Source organism: Aliiruegeria haliotis (assembly GCF_003003255.1).
In the GTDB taxonomy this organism is placed as follows: Bacteria; Pseudomonadota; Alphaproteobacteria; order Rhodobacterales; family Rhodobacteraceae; genus Tropicimonas; species Tropicimonas haliotis.
Genome location: NZ_PVTD01000003.1, coordinates 83,443 through 98,962, shown reverse-complemented (window position 1 = coordinate 98,962; position 15,520 = coordinate 83,443). Strand labels below are relative to the sequence as shown.

The 15,520-nt window shown below is 63.6% G+C and carries 11 protein-coding genes; 6 read left to right on the top strand and 5 right to left on the bottom strand.

Annotation, left to right across the window (positions count from 1 at the left end; translation table 11 throughout):
* Window positions 1-6: 6 nt before the first annotated feature.
* Window positions 7-1,362 carry an oligosaccharide flippase family protein gene (locus CLV78_RS09695; RefSeq protein ID WP_106204612.1) on the bottom strand — a complete coding sequence of 452 codons (1,356 nt, stop codon included), beginning with the start codon at window positions 1,360-1,362 and terminating at the stop codon, window positions 7-9.
* 594 nt (window positions 1,363-1,956) lie between these two features.
* A complete protein-coding gene (locus CLV78_RS09690; protein WP_106204611.1) occupies window positions 1,957-4,833 on the bottom strand; it encodes a carbohydrate binding domain-containing protein in 2,877 nt (958 codons plus the stop codon).
* A gap of 210 nt (window positions 4,834-5,043) precedes the next feature.
* Between CLV78_RS09690 and CLV78_RS09685 the strand changes: the two genes are divergently transcribed.
* Window positions 5,044-6,465: a mannose-1-phosphate guanylyltransferase/mannose-6-phosphate isomerase gene (locus CLV78_RS09685; RefSeq protein WP_106204610.1), complete on the top strand. Its 1,422-nt coding sequence runs from the start codon at window positions 5,044-5,046 to the stop codon at window positions 6,463-6,465.
* Window positions 6,466-6,531: 66 nt separating this feature from the next.
* On the opposite strand, the gene CLV78_RS09680 is transcribed toward CLV78_RS09685, so the two are convergent.
* The 3 genes from CLV78_RS09680 to CLV78_RS09670 all read right to left on the bottom strand — a co-directional run bounded on the left by CLV78_RS09680 (window position 6,532) and on the right by CLV78_RS09670 (window position 9,921).
* Window positions 6,532-7,185 (bottom strand): YggS family pyridoxal phosphate-dependent enzyme, encoded by a 654-nt coding sequence (locus tag CLV78_RS09680; protein WP_106204609.1) that lies wholly within the window; start codon window positions 7,183-7,185, stop codon window positions 6,532-6,534.
* Window position 7,186: 1 nt separating this feature from the next.
* Complete coding sequence (locus CLV78_RS09675) at window positions 7,187-8,656, bottom strand: tetratricopeptide repeat-containing sulfotransferase family protein (RefSeq protein WP_106204608.1); 1,470 nt, start codon at window positions 8,654-8,656, stop codon at window positions 7,187-7,189.
* 101 nt (window positions 8,657-8,757) lie between these two features.
* Window positions 8,758-9,921, bottom strand: coding sequence for a porin (locus CLV78_RS09670; RefSeq protein ID WP_106204607.1), 1,164 nt, complete (start codon window positions 9,919-9,921; stop codon window positions 8,758-8,760).
* A gap of 236 nt (window positions 9,922-10,157) precedes the next feature.
* Here CLV78_RS09670 and CLV78_RS09665 point away from each other — a divergent pair, with 236 nt between their 5' ends.
* From CLV78_RS09665 to CLV78_RS09645, 5 genes are all read left to right on the top strand, one after another.
* Entirely contained in the window at window positions 10,158-10,649 is a 492-nt protein-coding gene (locus CLV78_RS09665; protein WP_106204893.1) for a DUF3576 domain-containing protein, read from the top strand.
* An 84-nt stretch (window positions 10,650-10,733) separates the two neighbouring features.
* The gene (gene leuS / locus CLV78_RS09660) at window positions 10,734-13,325 is read left to right on the top strand and encodes a leucine--tRNA ligase (protein ID WP_106204606.1); all 2,592 of its coding nucleotides are present in this window, start codon (window positions 10,734-10,736) and stop codon (window positions 13,323-13,325) included.
* Window positions 13,312-13,809: an LPS assembly lipoprotein LptE gene (gene lptE, locus CLV78_RS09655; RefSeq protein WP_106204605.1), complete on the top strand. Its 498-nt coding sequence runs from the start codon at window positions 13,312-13,314 to the stop codon at window positions 13,807-13,809. The genes leuS and lptE overlap by 14 nt, the downstream gene beginning before the upstream one ends.
* The gene (gene holA, locus CLV78_RS09650) at window positions 13,806-14,837 is read left to right on the top strand and encodes a DNA polymerase III subunit delta (protein ID WP_106204604.1); all 1,032 of its coding nucleotides are present in this window, start codon (window positions 13,806-13,808) and stop codon (window positions 14,835-14,837) included. The genes lptE and holA overlap by 4 nt, the downstream gene beginning before the upstream one ends.
* A 95-nt stretch (window positions 14,838-14,932) precedes the next feature.
* The gene (locus CLV78_RS09645; protein ID WP_106204603.1) at window positions 14,933-15,517 is read left to right on the top strand and encodes a glutathione S-transferase family protein; all 585 of its coding nucleotides are present in this window, start codon (window positions 14,933-14,935) and stop codon (window positions 15,515-15,517) included.
* Window positions 15,518-15,520 lie beyond the last annotated feature (3 nt).

Below are 15,520 nucleotides of genomic sequence, written 5' to 3'. Positions count from 1 at the left end.
TCTCGGCTAAGGGAAAAGCGCCACTATTCGCTCCGCATGGAGCAGGACGGCAGCTCCGCAAAGCACAATGCCAAGGCACGTGAGCCCGAATTGTGCCACCGGGTCGAAGGCGACGTATTTCCGGCAATAGGAGATTGCCAGAGGCCATGTCCCGAGCGCCGCGAGGCCGGGTGCAAGGATCGCGCCGGCCACGCCCGCCACATGAATTCCGGCGAACAGGATCGCGGTTTGCAGAACTGCGGTGGAGACTTGCAGGATGAGGAGACGCTTGGAATCACCCATCGCCGGAAGCAATGCCTGTGCCGATCGAAGTGTGAGCAGCGGAATCACCGAAAGGCACTGCAGCGTCACAATCGGGCCGGCCAGCGCATAGCGAGGATCGTAGAGGACATCGACGAGTGCCGGCCCGGCAAAAGCCAGCGCGGAGGTGATCGTGAGCGCGCAAAGCCCGACCAGCCGTTGCGCCCTGAAAATGGCGGATCGGTTGCTGGCGGAAGCGTTCGGAGGCGCCATAGAATAGAGGGGAAACAGGATGCGGCCGCCCAGCATATTGTTCAACTGGACTGCAACCGTCGCCAACACGAAGCCGACACTGTAGACCCCAAGCTCGGCACGGGAGATGTAGAGCCCGAGGATCACGCGATCGCCCTGGCTGATCACGAAGGCCGCTGCAGTGCTCAGCAGAATGAATTTGCCAAAGGTGACGATGCTGCGGAGCGCCTCTGGTTCGAGCCGAAGCCTGTTGCGGTTGTCGGGCAGGAACAGGCGGCGGGCCACCAGCAGCAGGATTTCGTTCACAAGGTTTCCGATCACCAGCGCCCAGACCGAGCGCAACACATAGGCGGCGATGATCGTCACGATGATGGAGATCAGTTGAACCGAAAGGCTGATTGCGGTCAACCGACCGATCCGCAGGTGCCGCTCGGCCCGGTGGACCGCTGTCGGCGTAAAACCCGCGACGAAGACCCCCAAGCCGATCACCGGCAGGATCGTCGCCAGTTCCGGAGCGCCGTAGATCTGCGAAACCGGTGCCGCGCATGCAAGGATGACCAGCCACAGCAAGCCGCCTCGGATGATCTGGATCGTCCACGCCGTGTTCAGGAAATCGGGGTCGTCGCCGCGCGCGTTCTGGATGATGGATGCGCGCAGGCCGGTGTCGGTGAAGAGAGCCAATCCAGTGATGAGCGCGTTCACGATGGCCATTGTGCCGAAAGCTTCGGGGAACAACAGCCGTGTGAGGATGAGGTTGGATGCAAGCCTGAGGAGTTGCGCCGTCCCGAACTGGAACGTTGCGAAGGCCGAGCCGCGCAGCGCGCGCGCGCCGCGCCCGTCACCCCTGAACCGTCTGGCCAGCGCTCTCACCGGCGTCTCCTGCCCCGTTGTGGATCGGGCTGGCCCGACCGCATCTGGTTTTCCGTCCGCACGTTAGCGCGATACTCTGCCCGTCGGTGACACTTTTGAATCGATAGATCAAAGAGGCTTGCCCAGCCGCAACAGCGTATGGCGAGTTGCGTTGGCCAGGACGGCGATGTGATCGGAATCGGTCGCCGTTTCGGAGGCCGCGGGGCCTGGGCGCGCAGGTCTCGATGGGTGTGCAGCGGGCGAACCGGTGTCCCCCGGCCAGTCCGCCGGACAGCGTGAACTCTGGATACCGCTTGCCGAACGGAGGTTTGAGGACCGCGCGGTTTTCCCAAGGCGCCAATTAGGCCGAAGGCGTCGGCAAATGACACGGTTCTCCAACCACACTGTTTTCTCTGCCGTGTTGGCCTGGCGCAGCCACGTCGGACCATGGGTCCGGTGAGGGACTGTCGGGGCCTCGGCTGGTCATTGGGGGAATGAAGGGGGAGGCGACGATCCCGCAACGGCGGGGCGACGCGGGAACCAGTGAAGCCGAGACTGCACCTGCGTGGTCGCCGTCGTGCGCGCTCCTGTTTTCCGGCTCTTAAGGGCCGATACCTAGGGGGATAGGCCCTCGAATACGTACATATGGGCGGTGGCTCCCGGCATGTTCGGAACGATCAGGTATGGCAGCGTGTCGGGAACCGTCAGGTCGATCTTCTCGATCCTTGCCTGCTGACCGGCTGCGTTCTGACTGTCGAATTGGCCGCTCATCCGGTAGAAAGCAGCCCTTCCGACCTTTTCAAAGGGCAGTTCGATTGTCACGTCGGTCGTGCCTTTGTCTCCGGGTGCCGACGCGTCCGGCACCTTGCGGGAGATCACCACAAGCGTCAGGCGATCATCATTTCGCGTGGCATAGACTGCCAGCAGGGGACCATTCCGGATCGCTTCGGAATACTTGCGCCTCGGTATGTCGGTGCGCGGCACATCGACCGTCTTGACCTCCAGCATGTCGCCGGTGCCGCTACGGTTGAACTGTGCGAGCCAGTCCCATGCCGGGTAGCTTTGCCCACCTTGGTACCACCGCGCGTGGGAAGCCCAAGTGCGGCCGCGCCCAAACGTGAAAAAGCTCTGAAGCCGAAAACCTGCCCGTGCATTGGCCAGGAAGGTATCGAGGGTCGCCGCACCTGCTGCTGCGCTTTTCATCGCACGATCCTGCGCGTCCGATTCCAGCCGACCAAGGCGGCCCCAATTCGCCCTGGAGAGCACATAGCCAGGACCCGCCTCGTAGGTCCCGGCATGGATTGGCGTGTCCCGCATGCGGGAGAGATCTGCCAAGTCCTTCACCAGGGCCTCCGCGCGAGGGATCGTTGTCCGCAGCACGTTGGCCATGATCGCCGAGAAGCCGAGCGGCGTGGGGGCCACCGGCCCCTCTCCCTCGTCCCAACCACCAATGTAGCTGGTGATCGTCATGTATCGGGATCCGGGCGAGTGTTCCGCGGCCAGGGTGCCGAAGTCGTTCAGGCTCCAGCCACCAAGAACGGGAACCATCCGGGCGGATAGGTCGGTCCAGTGCGGGCTGTCGCGCAGAATGGACAGGACATGGTGCTGGTAGAGCCCATAGACTTCCCCCGGTCGGTATTGGCGCCCTGTGGACGCGTCGTTCATGGCCGGAAACACCCATGGGGCGAAAATGCGGTTCCAGGTTTCGTTACCCAGTTCGAAGAGGATCTTCCGGAAACGGTCTACCGGGCGGCTTTCGCCTCTTGCCGACCGCGCGGCCGCCCAGGGCATGTCGGCGGGGTCATCGGATTGCGCATCATAGCGCGCCGCGAGGTACTCGGCCAACCCCAGCCACTCCTCGCGCGACAGGTGTGGTTCGATCTGAAGCCACGGCTGCGCCCCGACGTGCTCGATAGCGGCGAGGAGCTGTGGCAGCGTGGTGCCGTTCAGCGCGCTGGTTGCGCCGGCCGGCGCCACGAGAGAGCCGATGTCATAAGTCCTGTGACCGGTCTTGATCAGCCCATGCGTCCGCAGTGCCGCCATCGCGGATGCCTTCAGCGCGTCCGCATTTTCCGGCAGGACCGCCATGTAGGCGGTGTCGTCCCGATAGATACGGAAGTTGTCGACGTCGAACTCTCCCGGGCCCGACAGTATCAGGTTCATCCGCCCCACGGCGTCCTCCGTGACCAGTCGCGGCGGGCGGAACGTGAAGGAGTAGCGCTTCCATTCGGGCGTCACCGAAAATCGGATTGGTTTGAGACCCTCGGGTTGCTCCGCGCCGAGTGGACCCGTCACCCGAAACTCCGCCGGTCGGGTTGTACGCCCGCGCATCCAGACCTCGAAACGATAGTCTGCGGCAGGATCGAGGACGCCATACCAGGATTGTGCCGTGCCGGAGTGAACGGCGCGTCCAATCGTGAACGCTTCGCCTTCCTTCAATGTCACACGGAGGTAGGTTTCCCCGGACTCAGGGACCGGTGTGTCAGGCAAGTGAGGTAGCAGGTGCCAGTCACCGCCTCCGACGGCATCCGACCACACCTGAACCCCGCCGGGAAGGAACTGGCGTGCGGCTTCCTGCGCGGCCCAGTTTCCGGGCGCGACCAGGTCCCGCCGGTCCGCCCGGAACAGTCGCTGGCGCAGGATGACGAGGTCGCCTGGCCGGATACGCTCCCCCTTGTTCCGCAGTCGGATGGAGCGAGGCTGCATCCGGTCGGGCGGCAGCGGCGCGCGAAACACCATGTACCCCGCAGCTCCGGGAACCGACGACCATTCCAGAACGCGTTTTCCGGCATCGGTCTTCACGGCGCGGAGGGTCTCGGGTCCGGGCAGATTTCGGGTTTCCTCCCACATGTCCGGCCGTTTGATCAACGCTGGATTTGAGTTTGGCAAATCCGGCATTGGCGCGGGCGGGCTCTTCAGGGCAACACTGGGGGAGGGGGCCGACAGGCGCCCGTGTCGGTCGATTGCCCGTATTCTGAAATGCCACTCCATCCCCCGCTTCAACTCCTTCGCCCAGGGAACCGTCAGACGCGTTGCTTCCGGGGCCAGCATCTTCACGGGGTCAAGAACCGACCGCCAGCCGAGGGCATGGAACCCACCCGGTGCGACCCGGTCCCGCCGGACGCTTCGGAACGCGCCATCCTCGATCCGCAGAACCTCCACATCCGCGCCATCGAAGGCACCATTCCCCCACAGGTGGTTCCCGGTCAGATGGGCGGCCGCGGCCTCGATCCTGTCCCGGGTTCCGTCGCGAGCGGGGAACATCGTGCGCAGGACAATCGGCTCGAAACCCCCGGCACCGGACAGCCCGCGACCGTTGCCGATGGAGGTGATGGTGGCGGCAAACGGGGAGATGTCCGGAACTAGGACCTTGTCCGTGACAACGAAGTGCGCGGTGTCGCCCTTGGCGGCGGGCAGGAGGGGCATGGCAAGCGCGGCTCCGAGCGCAATGGCCCGGGCAAACCGGCGGACTGGCTGTGTCGGAACATGCATCCGTGTTTTTCTCACCAGGCGATTGCCAGATCGGTTCCCAGAGGCCCCAACCAGATGTCGTCGGAGCCGGCATGACACGCGAGGTATTGCGGAAATGTAATGGTTTCGCAAAGCGATATGATTTGCGGGTGACAGGCCTTCAGTTAGCAGACAGTAAGGAAGGGACATGAGGGCCCACGCCATTCCGGGCCCTGCCGAAGGAGGTTTCTCATGATTCACCCGGTAATCCTCTGCGGTGGCTCCGGCACCCGGCTGTGGCCGACGTCGCGAAAGGCCTACCCCAAACAGTTTGCCAAACTCTTGAGCGATGAGAGCCTTTACCAGACAACGCTGCGCCGATTGTCGGGCCCGATGTTTTCCCGCCCGATCGTGATGACCAACGAGCTTTTCCGCTTCCTGGCCTCGCAACAGGCCGGGCAGATCGGCCTGACTGACGCGCGGGTTGTGGTGGAGCCGATCCTCCGGGACACCGGCCCTGCCATCCTCGCGGCTGCGATGATCGTTGCGCAGGATGAGGGCAAGGATGCCTTGATGCTGGTTGCGCCGTCCGACCATGTCATTTCCGATATCCCTTCCTTTCTGGCCTCCGTCGAAGCCGGCGTGAAGGTCGCGGAGACGGGCGCGTTGGTCACCTTCGGCATCGTGCCGACGCGACCCGAGACGGGATATGGCTACCTGGAGCTTTCGGCCCAGCCCAATGGCTCCGGTGAGGCCATTTCGCTCACGAGCTTCCGGGAGAAGCCGGATGCAGCCACCGCGGCGGAGTTTCTTGAGGCAGGCAACTACCTCTGGAACGGCGGGATCTTCCTTTTCCGCGCCGGTGACGTGATCGCGTCTTTCGAAGCGAACGCGCCGCAACTGATTGCCCCGGTCCGCGCAGCTCTGGACCAGGGGGAGGACGATCTGAGCCTTTTTAGGCTCGGGATCGAGGGCTTCGGTGCCGCCGAGTCGATCTCCTTTGACTATGCCGTCATGGAGAAGGCCGACAAGGTCGCGGCGGTCCCGCTCACTTGTCCTTGGTCGGACCTCGGGTCCTGGGACGCTCTCTGGGCAGAGGAGCAACCGGACGCCGAAGGCGTTGCCACCCGTGGGCAGGCGACGGCGGTGGATTGTTCGGACAGCTACCTGCGCTCTGACGACGACAATATCCACGTCGTGGGGCTGGGTCTGAACGATACGGTCGTGGTGGCCATGCGGGATGCGGTTCTGGTTGCCGACAAGGATCGCGCGCAGGACGTCAAGGCGCTGGTGAATACCCTGCGCGAGGTCGAGGCACCCCAGGCAGATGACTATCCCCGTTTTCACAGGCCCTGGGGCTGGTACGAGACGCTCTGCATCGATTCCCGCTTCCAGGTGAAACGGATCATGGTGCATCCCGGTGGCATTCTCTCCCTGCAGAGCCATCACCACCGTTCAGAACACTGGATCGTGGTCTCCGGAACGGCAGAAGTGACCGTGGGCGAAGAGGTGAAGCTGGTGACGGAGAACCAGTCCGTCTACATCCCCGTCGGGGCGGTGCATCGGATGGCGAACCCGGGCAAGCTGCCGATGTACCTGATCGAGGTTCAGACCGGGTCCTACCTCGGGGAGGATGATATCGTACGCTACGAAGACGCATACGGGCGCGGCTGACCCTGCACCGCGCTGATGCGGGGGGCGGGTGAGCGACATGACTCCCATGCCGGACCGCCCGGGGGGCTAGCCGTAGTCGCGCGCACCAAAAATGGCACTTCCGACGCGGACGTGGGTGGCGCCGAGGGCAATCGCCCGCTCGAAATCGCCACTCATTCCCATGGAGAGGCCGTCGATACCGTTGCGTTCGGCGATCTTTGCAAGCAGGGCGAAATGCAGGGCCGGTTCTTCCTCCACCGGGGGGATGCACATCAGGCCAACGACCGGCAGATCCATCGCCCGCGCATCGCGGATGAATGTGTCAGCCTCCACCGGAAGAACGCCGGCCTTCTGCTCTTCTTCGCCCGTGTTCACCTGTATGAACAGCGGCGGGCAGGCCCCGGTTTCTTGGGCCAGGCGCGCCAGAGTGGTTGCCAGCTTGGGGCGATCAAGCGAATGAATCACGTCGAATAGCTCAAGCGCCACACGGGCCTTGTTGGTTTGCAGCGGGCCGATAAGGTGAAGCTTGACACCTTCGAACCGCTCCCTGAGTGCCGGCCACTTTCCCTGCGCTTCCTGAACACGGTTTTCGCCGAAGACACGGTGCCCGGCTTCCAGCACCGCTTCTACCCGCTCCAGGGGTTGGACCTTGGACACCGCAATGAGTGTCGTATCCCCCTCGGGGCGATCGGCGGCCCGCTCGGCCCTGGCGATGCGGTCACGGATTTCTGTCAGGCTCATTTCAGGCAACCCCTTCTCGCTCCAGCGCCTCGATCAGCGGCGCGAGCTCTGCTTCGTACTTTTTCCAGGCCGCGGCGGACGAGCGATAGATTGGCTGTCGGACCTGTTGAACCGAAAGCGTCTTAACCTCACGCTTGGCGGCATGGAAGCTCAGACACTGATCTTCCCAATCGAGTCCCACGGCATCGACAAGCGCCCGGGACCGTGTCTCCGGATCCTCGACCAGATCCTCGTATGCGATCTCGTAAAATCCGCCCGGAAGGGCATCGCGCCAGAAGTCGATGATCTTCACGAAACTGGCGTAGTAGGCAGCGAGATCGGCGAGATCATAGGCATAGCGATGCGTGCCCGGCGCAAAGTGGTTCTTGTAGATCGAGTACAGCAGGTCGCGCGGATCGCGGCGCACGACGACAAACCGCGCCAAAGGGATGGCCTGTTTCAACAGGCCCATGACCAGATGGGACTGGATGCCCTTGTCAGTGACAACCCGGCCGAAGGAAACGGCCTTGCGAATGGCATCCTGGTAGGACCGGCCCAGCCCGGCCAGCGCATCCTCGGTCACCTCGTTCATGGAACGGAAACTGCCGGGCCTGCCGATCACGTCGTAGCTCAGGCGGAGCGCAAAGGGCTGCTCCCCGCCGCCAGTAACCTCCGAGTGGCTTGCGAGGATCTGTTCCACAAGGGTCGTGCCCGATCGCGGCAACCCGGTGACAAAGATCGGCGAGAACTCGTCGCTTGCCGGAAGGGATGGCGTGAAGTCATGACCCGAGAATGCCGCAATCAGGCCGTCGACCTCGTCGCGCCGCTCCGAGATGTCGTAACGATAGGCCGCCTTCGTCGCGCGGTTGGCCGGGGTGAGGTAGGCAAAGACCCGCGCGGTCTGGCCGGTGTCTTCCATGGCTTTCGCCAGCGCAAATTCGAGTTGAACCCGGTTCTCGCCCTTCACCCGTGGATCGGCGTGGGCTTTCTCCATCATGCCGATCAGGGGATCGTCGGCCTTCACCTTCTTGGTGACCATCAGCATGCGGTAGACGTCGCCCCGTAGGGGGGACGCTTTCAGCACACGCCGAAGCTCGGTTTCCGCGCGCTCGAACGCGCCCATGCGCTGAAGCAGGAAGGCCTTGTCGATACGTAGGTTCGAGAGTGTTGGGTTTTTCGCGATGGCCTTGTCGTAGAATTCGATAGCGTCGTCTTCACGACCTGCGGCAGACAGGACCTCTGAAAGCGCGGTGAGGATCTTCGGCTCGGCCGGCTTCAGGCGCAGCGCCTTGGCGAGTTGCCGGGCGGCCTCGTCCAGATCGCCGGTGTCAAAGGCGATGCGGCCAATATGGAACGGAATCTCCGGAAGCCTCGGCGCGACGCGCCCGATGGCTTCAAAGAGGGTTCGGGCTTGCTCCAGTTGCCCGCTGCGCTGCAGAGCAACGGCTCTTTTGAACTCGGCAGGGACCTGGGAAGGGTTGATGGGGAGCATCTATCGATCCGTTTGGCTTCTTCGACAGCTATCGCCCGTAAGCCCAAAAAAGAAAAGAGCGGGCCGTGGCCCGCTCTTTCCGAGATAGATCTGATCGGAGATCAGAAGGACATGGACAGACCCAGCGAGTAGGTGTCGGATGCATCAAAGTCGAAGTCACGGCCACCAGTGGAGAGGGTGCCTTCGGACTTACCGTAGCCGGCCAGAACCGAGAGACCGCCACCGAGGTCGTAGCCCATGGCCAGGCCGTAGCCTTTGGCCTTCAGCTCGCCGCCGGCTTTGCCTTCGAACTTGTGCTCACCGTAGTTCAGGTGGATCGAGAAGGCTTCGTAGGCGTAGCCACCACCGATACCCCAGTAGGAACCCTCGTCGAGCTCATCGCCGGCCCAGTCGGAGTAGACGGCGCCGATGGAGATGCCGGAGTCGGTCACGTAGCCCGCGGACAGAGCCCAGATGCTGGCGTCGTCACCGAGGGCGACGGCGATCTTGTCAGCTTCGTTGTTCTGCGGGATGTAGCCGAAGTTGGTTTCGAGGAACTCCAGGTCGTCCTGGTCCAGGTCGCCGTTCGCGAAAGCCGTCTCAAGACGCTCGGTCAGGTCTGCGCCCTGTGCGTCGGTGATACCCAGCGAAACGATGCCACGGTCCGACTGCTGGTAGCCGAGGCCCAGCTTGAGGGTGCCGGCGCCGAGTTGCGGTGCGTAGGTTGCACCAACGGCCCAGTTGTACTTGTCGGAGTCTTCGACATCGCCGTTGGCATCCGTACGGGCCAGATCGGAACGATCATCCTGCTCGAGGGACACGGCAACGCCGAAGTCACCGGTCTTGTAGTCGTAGCGGAGGATCTGACCGTCGTAGGCGCCGTCCAGCCAGCTGTCCTGACGACCCCAGTGTGCGGTTTCGTCGTCAGCGATCGAACCCGGGTTGCCCCAAGCGTCAACACCAGCAACGGCCCAGTCGAGGGCGCCGTCGGTGTCACCCAGGGTCACGGTGCCGAATTCACCGGACACGAAGATGTCCACACCCTGGTTACAGGTCGTGCAGCCCAGGTTGCCAGCTTCGTCGAGATCGACATTGGCACCGAAGGTCAGACCGGAGTCCGTTTCGCCGGACAGGGTGAAGTCAACATCGACGTCCTGGAAGAACTGGGTTTCGAGGCCATCGCCACCGATTACACCCATTTCGGCCCAACCGCCGAGCGAAACTTCTGCGGACGCGGCGCCGGCAAAGGCGACGAGAGCCGTCGAAGTGAAGAGAACCTTTTTCATCGTTTTCCCTCGTGTATCTCAAGAGTTCACCACAACCCGGGAATCCGAATTGGGTATGGGCAACTGTCTCGCTCTCCGGGGTGCTGATTGCAAGGCGGGTATGGGAATGGCGAGCGCCGGTCTGGAAATTGGTGCAGCTTTGCCACAGTGGCGAAAGCTCGCCTATTCCTTAAAGACTTGTGAGGTAGAGGCCGCTCCGATAGATACGGCGAAAACGTGGTTGAGGGCAAATGGGCATGACCTTCCGAACTGTGATGCGGACCGGTGCCGCTTTCTGCTTTGCGGCGATCCTCGCGGCCTGCGGCGGAGGTGTCACAACTGCGGGCAAGCCATCGAATCTGCCAGACGAGTTCAACCCCTCTCTGGATGAATACGGTCAGGAGCGGGAGACGGTCTGGGATCTGTTCACGAATATCGACGATCCTAACACCACGCTCGAAGTGAACCGCTACCTGTGGAACGCCTCCTTTGACATCCTGAATTTCATGCCGGTTCAACGGGTTGATCCGTTCTCCGGCGTGATCGTTTTTGGCTATGGCGTGCCGCCCGGGGGGCGCACCTCCTACCGCGCGACGGTTCATATCACGGACCCCGCGCTCGATGCGCGCTCGCTCAAGCTGGCGCTGGCCACGAAATCCGGCACCGCCGATCCCGATACCGTCCGGGCGATCGAGGACGCGATTCTCACGCGCGCGCGGCAGCTGCGGATTTCGCATTCGGCGCTCTAGGGGCCGAATCCCGCACTGGACGCTGGCCCGGCCCGCGCTTATCAAGCCGCGGAACGATGGAAATACGTGAGCCGAGGTAGCGCGATGTCCCGCCTGATCCCTTCCGAGATCGAACCGAAGTGGCAAGTGGCCTGGGATGAAGCCGCGTGCTTCGAAGCGGTCCGCGATCCCGCAAAGCCAAAATACTACGTGCTGGAGATGTTTCCCTACCCGTCCGGGCGGATCCATATCGGGCACGTGCGCAACTACACCATGGGCGACGTTATCGCCCGCTATAAATCGTCCTGCGGCTTCAGCGTGTTGCACCCGATGGGCTGGGACGCGTTCGGGATGCCGGCCGAGAATGCGGCGATGGCGTCGGGTGGCCACCCAAAGGACTGGACCTACGCCAACATCGCCGACATGCGAGACCAGATGAAGCCACTCGGGCTCTCAATCGACTGGTCGCGCGAGTTTGCGACCTGCGATGCGGAGTATTACGCCCAGCAACAGCGCATGTTCATCGACATGCTGGATGCGGGCCTGATCTACCGCAAGAACGCTGTGGTGAACTGGGATCCGGTCGACATGACGGTTCTGGCCAACGAGCAGGTGGAGAATGGCCGCGGCTGGCGGTCGGGCGCCCTGGTGGAGCGCAAGGAACTGACGCAGTGGTTCTTCAAGATCTCGGACTTTTCGGAAGAATTGCTGGAGGCGCTGGACGGTCTGGAGGACTGGCCCGAGAAAGTGCGGCTGATGCAGGCCAACTGGATCGGCAAAAGCCGGGGGCTGCAGTTCGCCTTCGACACGGTCGATGCGCCGGAAGGATTCGAGAAGGTCGAGGTCTACACCACGCGGCCGGACACGCTCATGGGGGCGAGCTTCGTGGGAATCTCTCCCGACCATCCGCTCGCCAAGGCGCTGGAATCGGGCAACGGGGAGATCGCGGACTTCTGTGCCGAGTGCCGCCGCATGGGCACCTCGGAAGAAGAGCTGGAAAAGGCCGAGAAGCGCGGCTTCGACACGGGGCTGAAGGTCCGCCATCCGCTCGATCCGGACTGGCAACTGCCGGTCTATATCGCCAACTTCATCCTAATGGACTACGGCACCGGCGCCATCTTCGGCTGCCCCGCCCATGATGCGCGCGACCTTGAGTTTGCACGCAAATATGACCTGCCGGTGGTCTCTACATACGAGCCGGAGGACCGTGCCGCGGACTATGAAGCCCCCGAGTTCGGCGGCGAGGCTTATGTGCCGTTGAAGCCGGAGAAGGTGCGCTACGTCAAAGGGTTCGCTGGCGCCGAGGTGCAGACCGGGGACGAGGGCATTGCCTCGGCCATCGATTTCGCCGAGGCCGCCGGTTGGGGGCAGGGTGTGACCAAGTTCCGGCTGCGCGACTGGGGTCTCTCCCGCCAGCGCTACTGGGGGTGTCCGATCCCTGTGGTCCATTGCGCCGATTGCGGCGTGGTGCCTGAGAACCGCGACAACCTGCCGGTCGAGTTGCCCTATGACGAGGACGGCACGCCGATTGATTTTGCCGTGCCCGGCAACCCGCTTGACCGGCATCCGACATGGCGGGACACCCCTTGCCCGAGCTGCGGAAAACCGGCGAAGCGTGAAACGGACACGATGGACACATTTGTCGATTCGTCGTGGTATTTCGCGCGTTTCACCGCGCCCCACGCTGAAACGCCGACGCTGGCGGACGAAGCGGCCTACTGGATGAACGTCGACCAGTATATTGGCGGCATCGAACATGCGATCCTGCACCTGCTCTACTCGCGCTTCTTCGCGCGTGCGATGCACATCACCGGCCACCTTCCGGAGAAGAGCAAGGAGCCCTTCAACGCGCTCTTCACGCAGGGCATGGTCACGCACGAGATCTACCTGACTCGCGACGAGGCGGATCGCCCGGTCTATCACCTGCCCGAAGATGTCGAGCGCACAGACACCGGCGTGAAGGTCAAGGCGACCGGCGAGGCGGTGGAGGTGGTTCCCTCCGCCAAGATGTCCAAATCCAAAAAGAACGTGGTCGATCCGGTGGAGATCGTTGCCTCCTATGGGGCGGACACTGCCCGGTGGTTCGTCATGTCCGACAGCCCTCCGGAGCGGGACGTGGAATGGACCGCCGCCGGGGCCGAGGCGTCCTTCAAGCATCTGGGGCGCGTCTACCGGATCGCCTGCGAGTTGAAACAGGCCGGCGCGCCGGAGGGCGGGACCGAGGATGTTGCACTGGCGAAGGCCACCCACCGTGCAATCGCCGATGTGACCGACGGGATCGAGGGTTTTGCCTTCAACACCTCTATCGCCAAGCTCTATGCCTTCACCAATACCATTGCGAAATCGAAGGCGAGCGCCGGTGCGAGGGCAGAGGCGATGCGCACGATGGCGCAGCTGATGTCGCCGATGACGCCGCACCTCGCCGAGGAAGTCTGGTCGATGCTGGGCGGCGAAGGGCTCGTGGCCATTGCGCCCTGGCCCAAGGCAGATCCGGCGATGCTGGTCGAGGATACCGTGACGCTGCCGATCCAGGTCAACGGAAAGCGCCGCGGAGAGCTTGAGGTTGCCAAGGACGCGGACAAGGCCACCGTAGAGGCGATGGTGCTGGAGCACGATGCGGTCGTGAAAGCGCTCGCCGGCGGCCAGCCGAAAAAACTGATCGTGGTCCCGGGGCGGATTGTGAATGTCGTTGTCTGACCGCCGAAGCCTCCTCGCAGGGATGTTGGCCACTGGCGCCCTTGCGGGATGTGGCTTCTCCCCGGCCTATGCGCCGGGTGGCAACGGTGATCGGTTGCGGGATCAGATACAGCCGCGCACCCCGTCCGACGAGGACGATTTCCGCTTTGCGGATCAGATCGAACGCCGGATCGGAGGCAGTGCGGCGTCGCGCTACCAGCTGAATTACAGCATCGACACTGACACCGACGGCTTGGCGATCACCTCCGATCAGGAGACGCTGCGCTATCACCTGACCGGCACGGTGAAATACGAGCTTCAGGATCGGACCACGGGCCAGGTCGTGACACAGGGGCAGGTGAAGAACTTCACCGCCTACTCCGCGATTGGCACGACCGTCGCTACACGCGCCTCCCAGACAGACGCGGCGCGGCGGCTGATGGTCATTCTGGCGGACCAGACAGTCACGCAATTGCTGGCGTCGTCCGGGACCTGGCTGCCGTGAAGCTATCGTCCCGGGATGCCAACGCCTTCTTCCGTGCGCCCGACCCGACCCGGGCTGGCATCCTGATTCACGGCGCAGACGCGATGCGGGTTGCGATAAAGCGGCAAGACCTGCTTGCGGCGCTGATCGGACCGCAGGGCGAAGAGGAGATGCGCCTGTCCCGTTTCGCGGGGGCCGAGCTTCGACGCGATCCGGCGATCGTGCTGGATGCGGTCAAGGCGGTGGGTTTCTTCCCCGGGCAGCGGGCGGTGCTGGTCGAGGACGTGACGGACGGATGCCTCGCCGCACTCGATGCGGCCTTGTCGGAATGGCGCGACGGCGATGCGATGATCGTGGCGACCGGAAATGCGCTTCCCGCCCGCTCGAAACTGCGCAAGCTGTTCGAGGGACATCGCAACGCGCTGAGCGCGGCCATCTACGACGATCCGCCCAGCCGGGCAGAGATCGAGGCGGAGTTGAAGCGAGCCGGGCTGGCCAGCGTCGCACCCGACGCGCTGGACGACCTGGACACACTCGCCCGGGCGCTCGATCCCGGCGATTTCCGCCAGACTTTGGAGAAGATCGCGCTCTACAAGATTGGAGAGGTGGCGCCCCTGACCGGCGAGGAGATCGCGTTGCTGGCGCCCGCGACACTGGAAGCGGCGACAGATGACCTGATCAACGCTGTCGCGGAAGGCAAGGTGGAGCGCCTCGGGCCACTCATGCAGCGCCTTGAGGGGCAGGGGGAATCACCTGTCGGACTGGTGATTGCCGCGACCCGGCACTTTCGCGCCCTGCATGCAGCTGTCGCCGATCCTCAGGGACCGGCACAGGCACTTGGCCGCATGCGCCCGCCGATCTTCGGTCCGCGCCGCGACCGGATGGTCCGGCAGGCGGGGACCTGGGATCTCGGGCGGCTTGAGGGCGCGCTTTCCGATCTGGTGGATACGGACCTCGCGTTGCGCTCCGCGGCGCAAACCGCTCCGCAAATGGCGCTTGTCGAACGGCTGTTCATCCGCCTTGCGATGCGTCGCCCGCGGCAGGGCTGATCCCGGCGATCACGATCCTCGAAGTCAGCCGATCCGGCCTTTACGCTCCGCTGTTGCCATGACAGCTTCCCATGAAATGCTGCCGGGAGATGCGAATGTACACGGTGATCGGAAGCGTCAGGAGCCGCGCCATGCGGGTGCTCTGGACGCTGGAAGAGCTTGATCAGCCCTACGAACACGTGGCGGCCCCGCCGCGATCCGACGACGTGATCGCGTTCAACCCCGCGGGCAAGGTCCCTGTGCTGCTGGTGGATGGCACGCCGATCACGGATTCGACTGCGATCCTCGCCTTCCTCGCAGATCGGCATGGCGGGTTGACCTACGCGGCGGGAACGTTGGATCGGGCGCGGCAGGACAGCCTGACGCAATTCCTGCTCGACGAGTTCGATGCGGCGCTCTGGATGGCGGCGCGCCACAGTTTCATCCTGCCCAAGGAACTGCGGCAATCGGCGGTGAAGGACAGCCTGAAATGGGAGTTCGAACGCAGTCAGCGCACGCTTGCGGCGCGAATGGCCGATGGTCCCTTCCTGATGGGGGAGCAGATGACCGTTCCGGACATCATCCTCACCCATTGCGGGAACTGGGCGGATGTGGCGGGCTTCCCGATCATCGAGCAACGCCTGATGGAGTATCTGGAACGGATGCGGGCACGACCCGCGCTGAGGAAGCTCTCCGCCTAGGAC

Excerpts from the sequence above, each read along its gene's own strand:
- leuS (WP_106204606.1), top strand. The coding sequence starts at position 10,734 with ATGTCCCGCCTGATCCCTTCCGAGATCGAACCGAAGTGGCAAGTGGCC.
- lptE (WP_106204605.1), top strand. The coding sequence starts at position 13,312 with ATGTCGTTGTCTGACCGCCGAAGCCTCCTCGCAGGGATGTTGGCCACT.
- CLV78_RS09690 (WP_106204611.1), bottom strand. The coding sequence starts at position 4,833 with ATGCATGTTCCGACACAGCCAGTCCGCCGGTTTGCCCGGGCCATTGCG.
- CLV78_RS09680 (WP_106204609.1), bottom strand. The coding sequence starts at position 7,185 with ATGAGCCTGACAGAAATCCGTGACCGCATCGCCAGGGCCGAGCGGGCC.
- CLV78_RS09665 (WP_106204893.1), top strand. The coding sequence starts at position 10,158 with ATGACCTTCCGAACTGTGATGCGGACCGGTGCCGCTTTCTGCTTTGCG.
- CLV78_RS09685 (WP_106204610.1), top strand. The coding sequence starts at position 5,044 with ATGATTCACCCGGTAATCCTCTGCGGTGGCTCCGGCACCCGGCTGTGG.
- CLV78_RS09645 (WP_106204603.1), top strand. The coding sequence starts at position 14,933 with ATGTACACGGTGATCGGAAGCGTCAGGAGCCGCGCCATGCGGGTGCTC.
- CLV78_RS09670 (WP_106204607.1), bottom strand. The coding sequence starts at position 9,921 with ATGAAAAAGGTTCTCTTCACTTCGACGGCTCTCGTCGCCTTTGCCGGC.
- CLV78_RS09675 (WP_106204608.1), bottom strand. The coding sequence starts at position 8,656 with ATGCTCCCCATCAACCCTTCCCAGGTCCCTGCCGAGTTCAAAAGAGCC.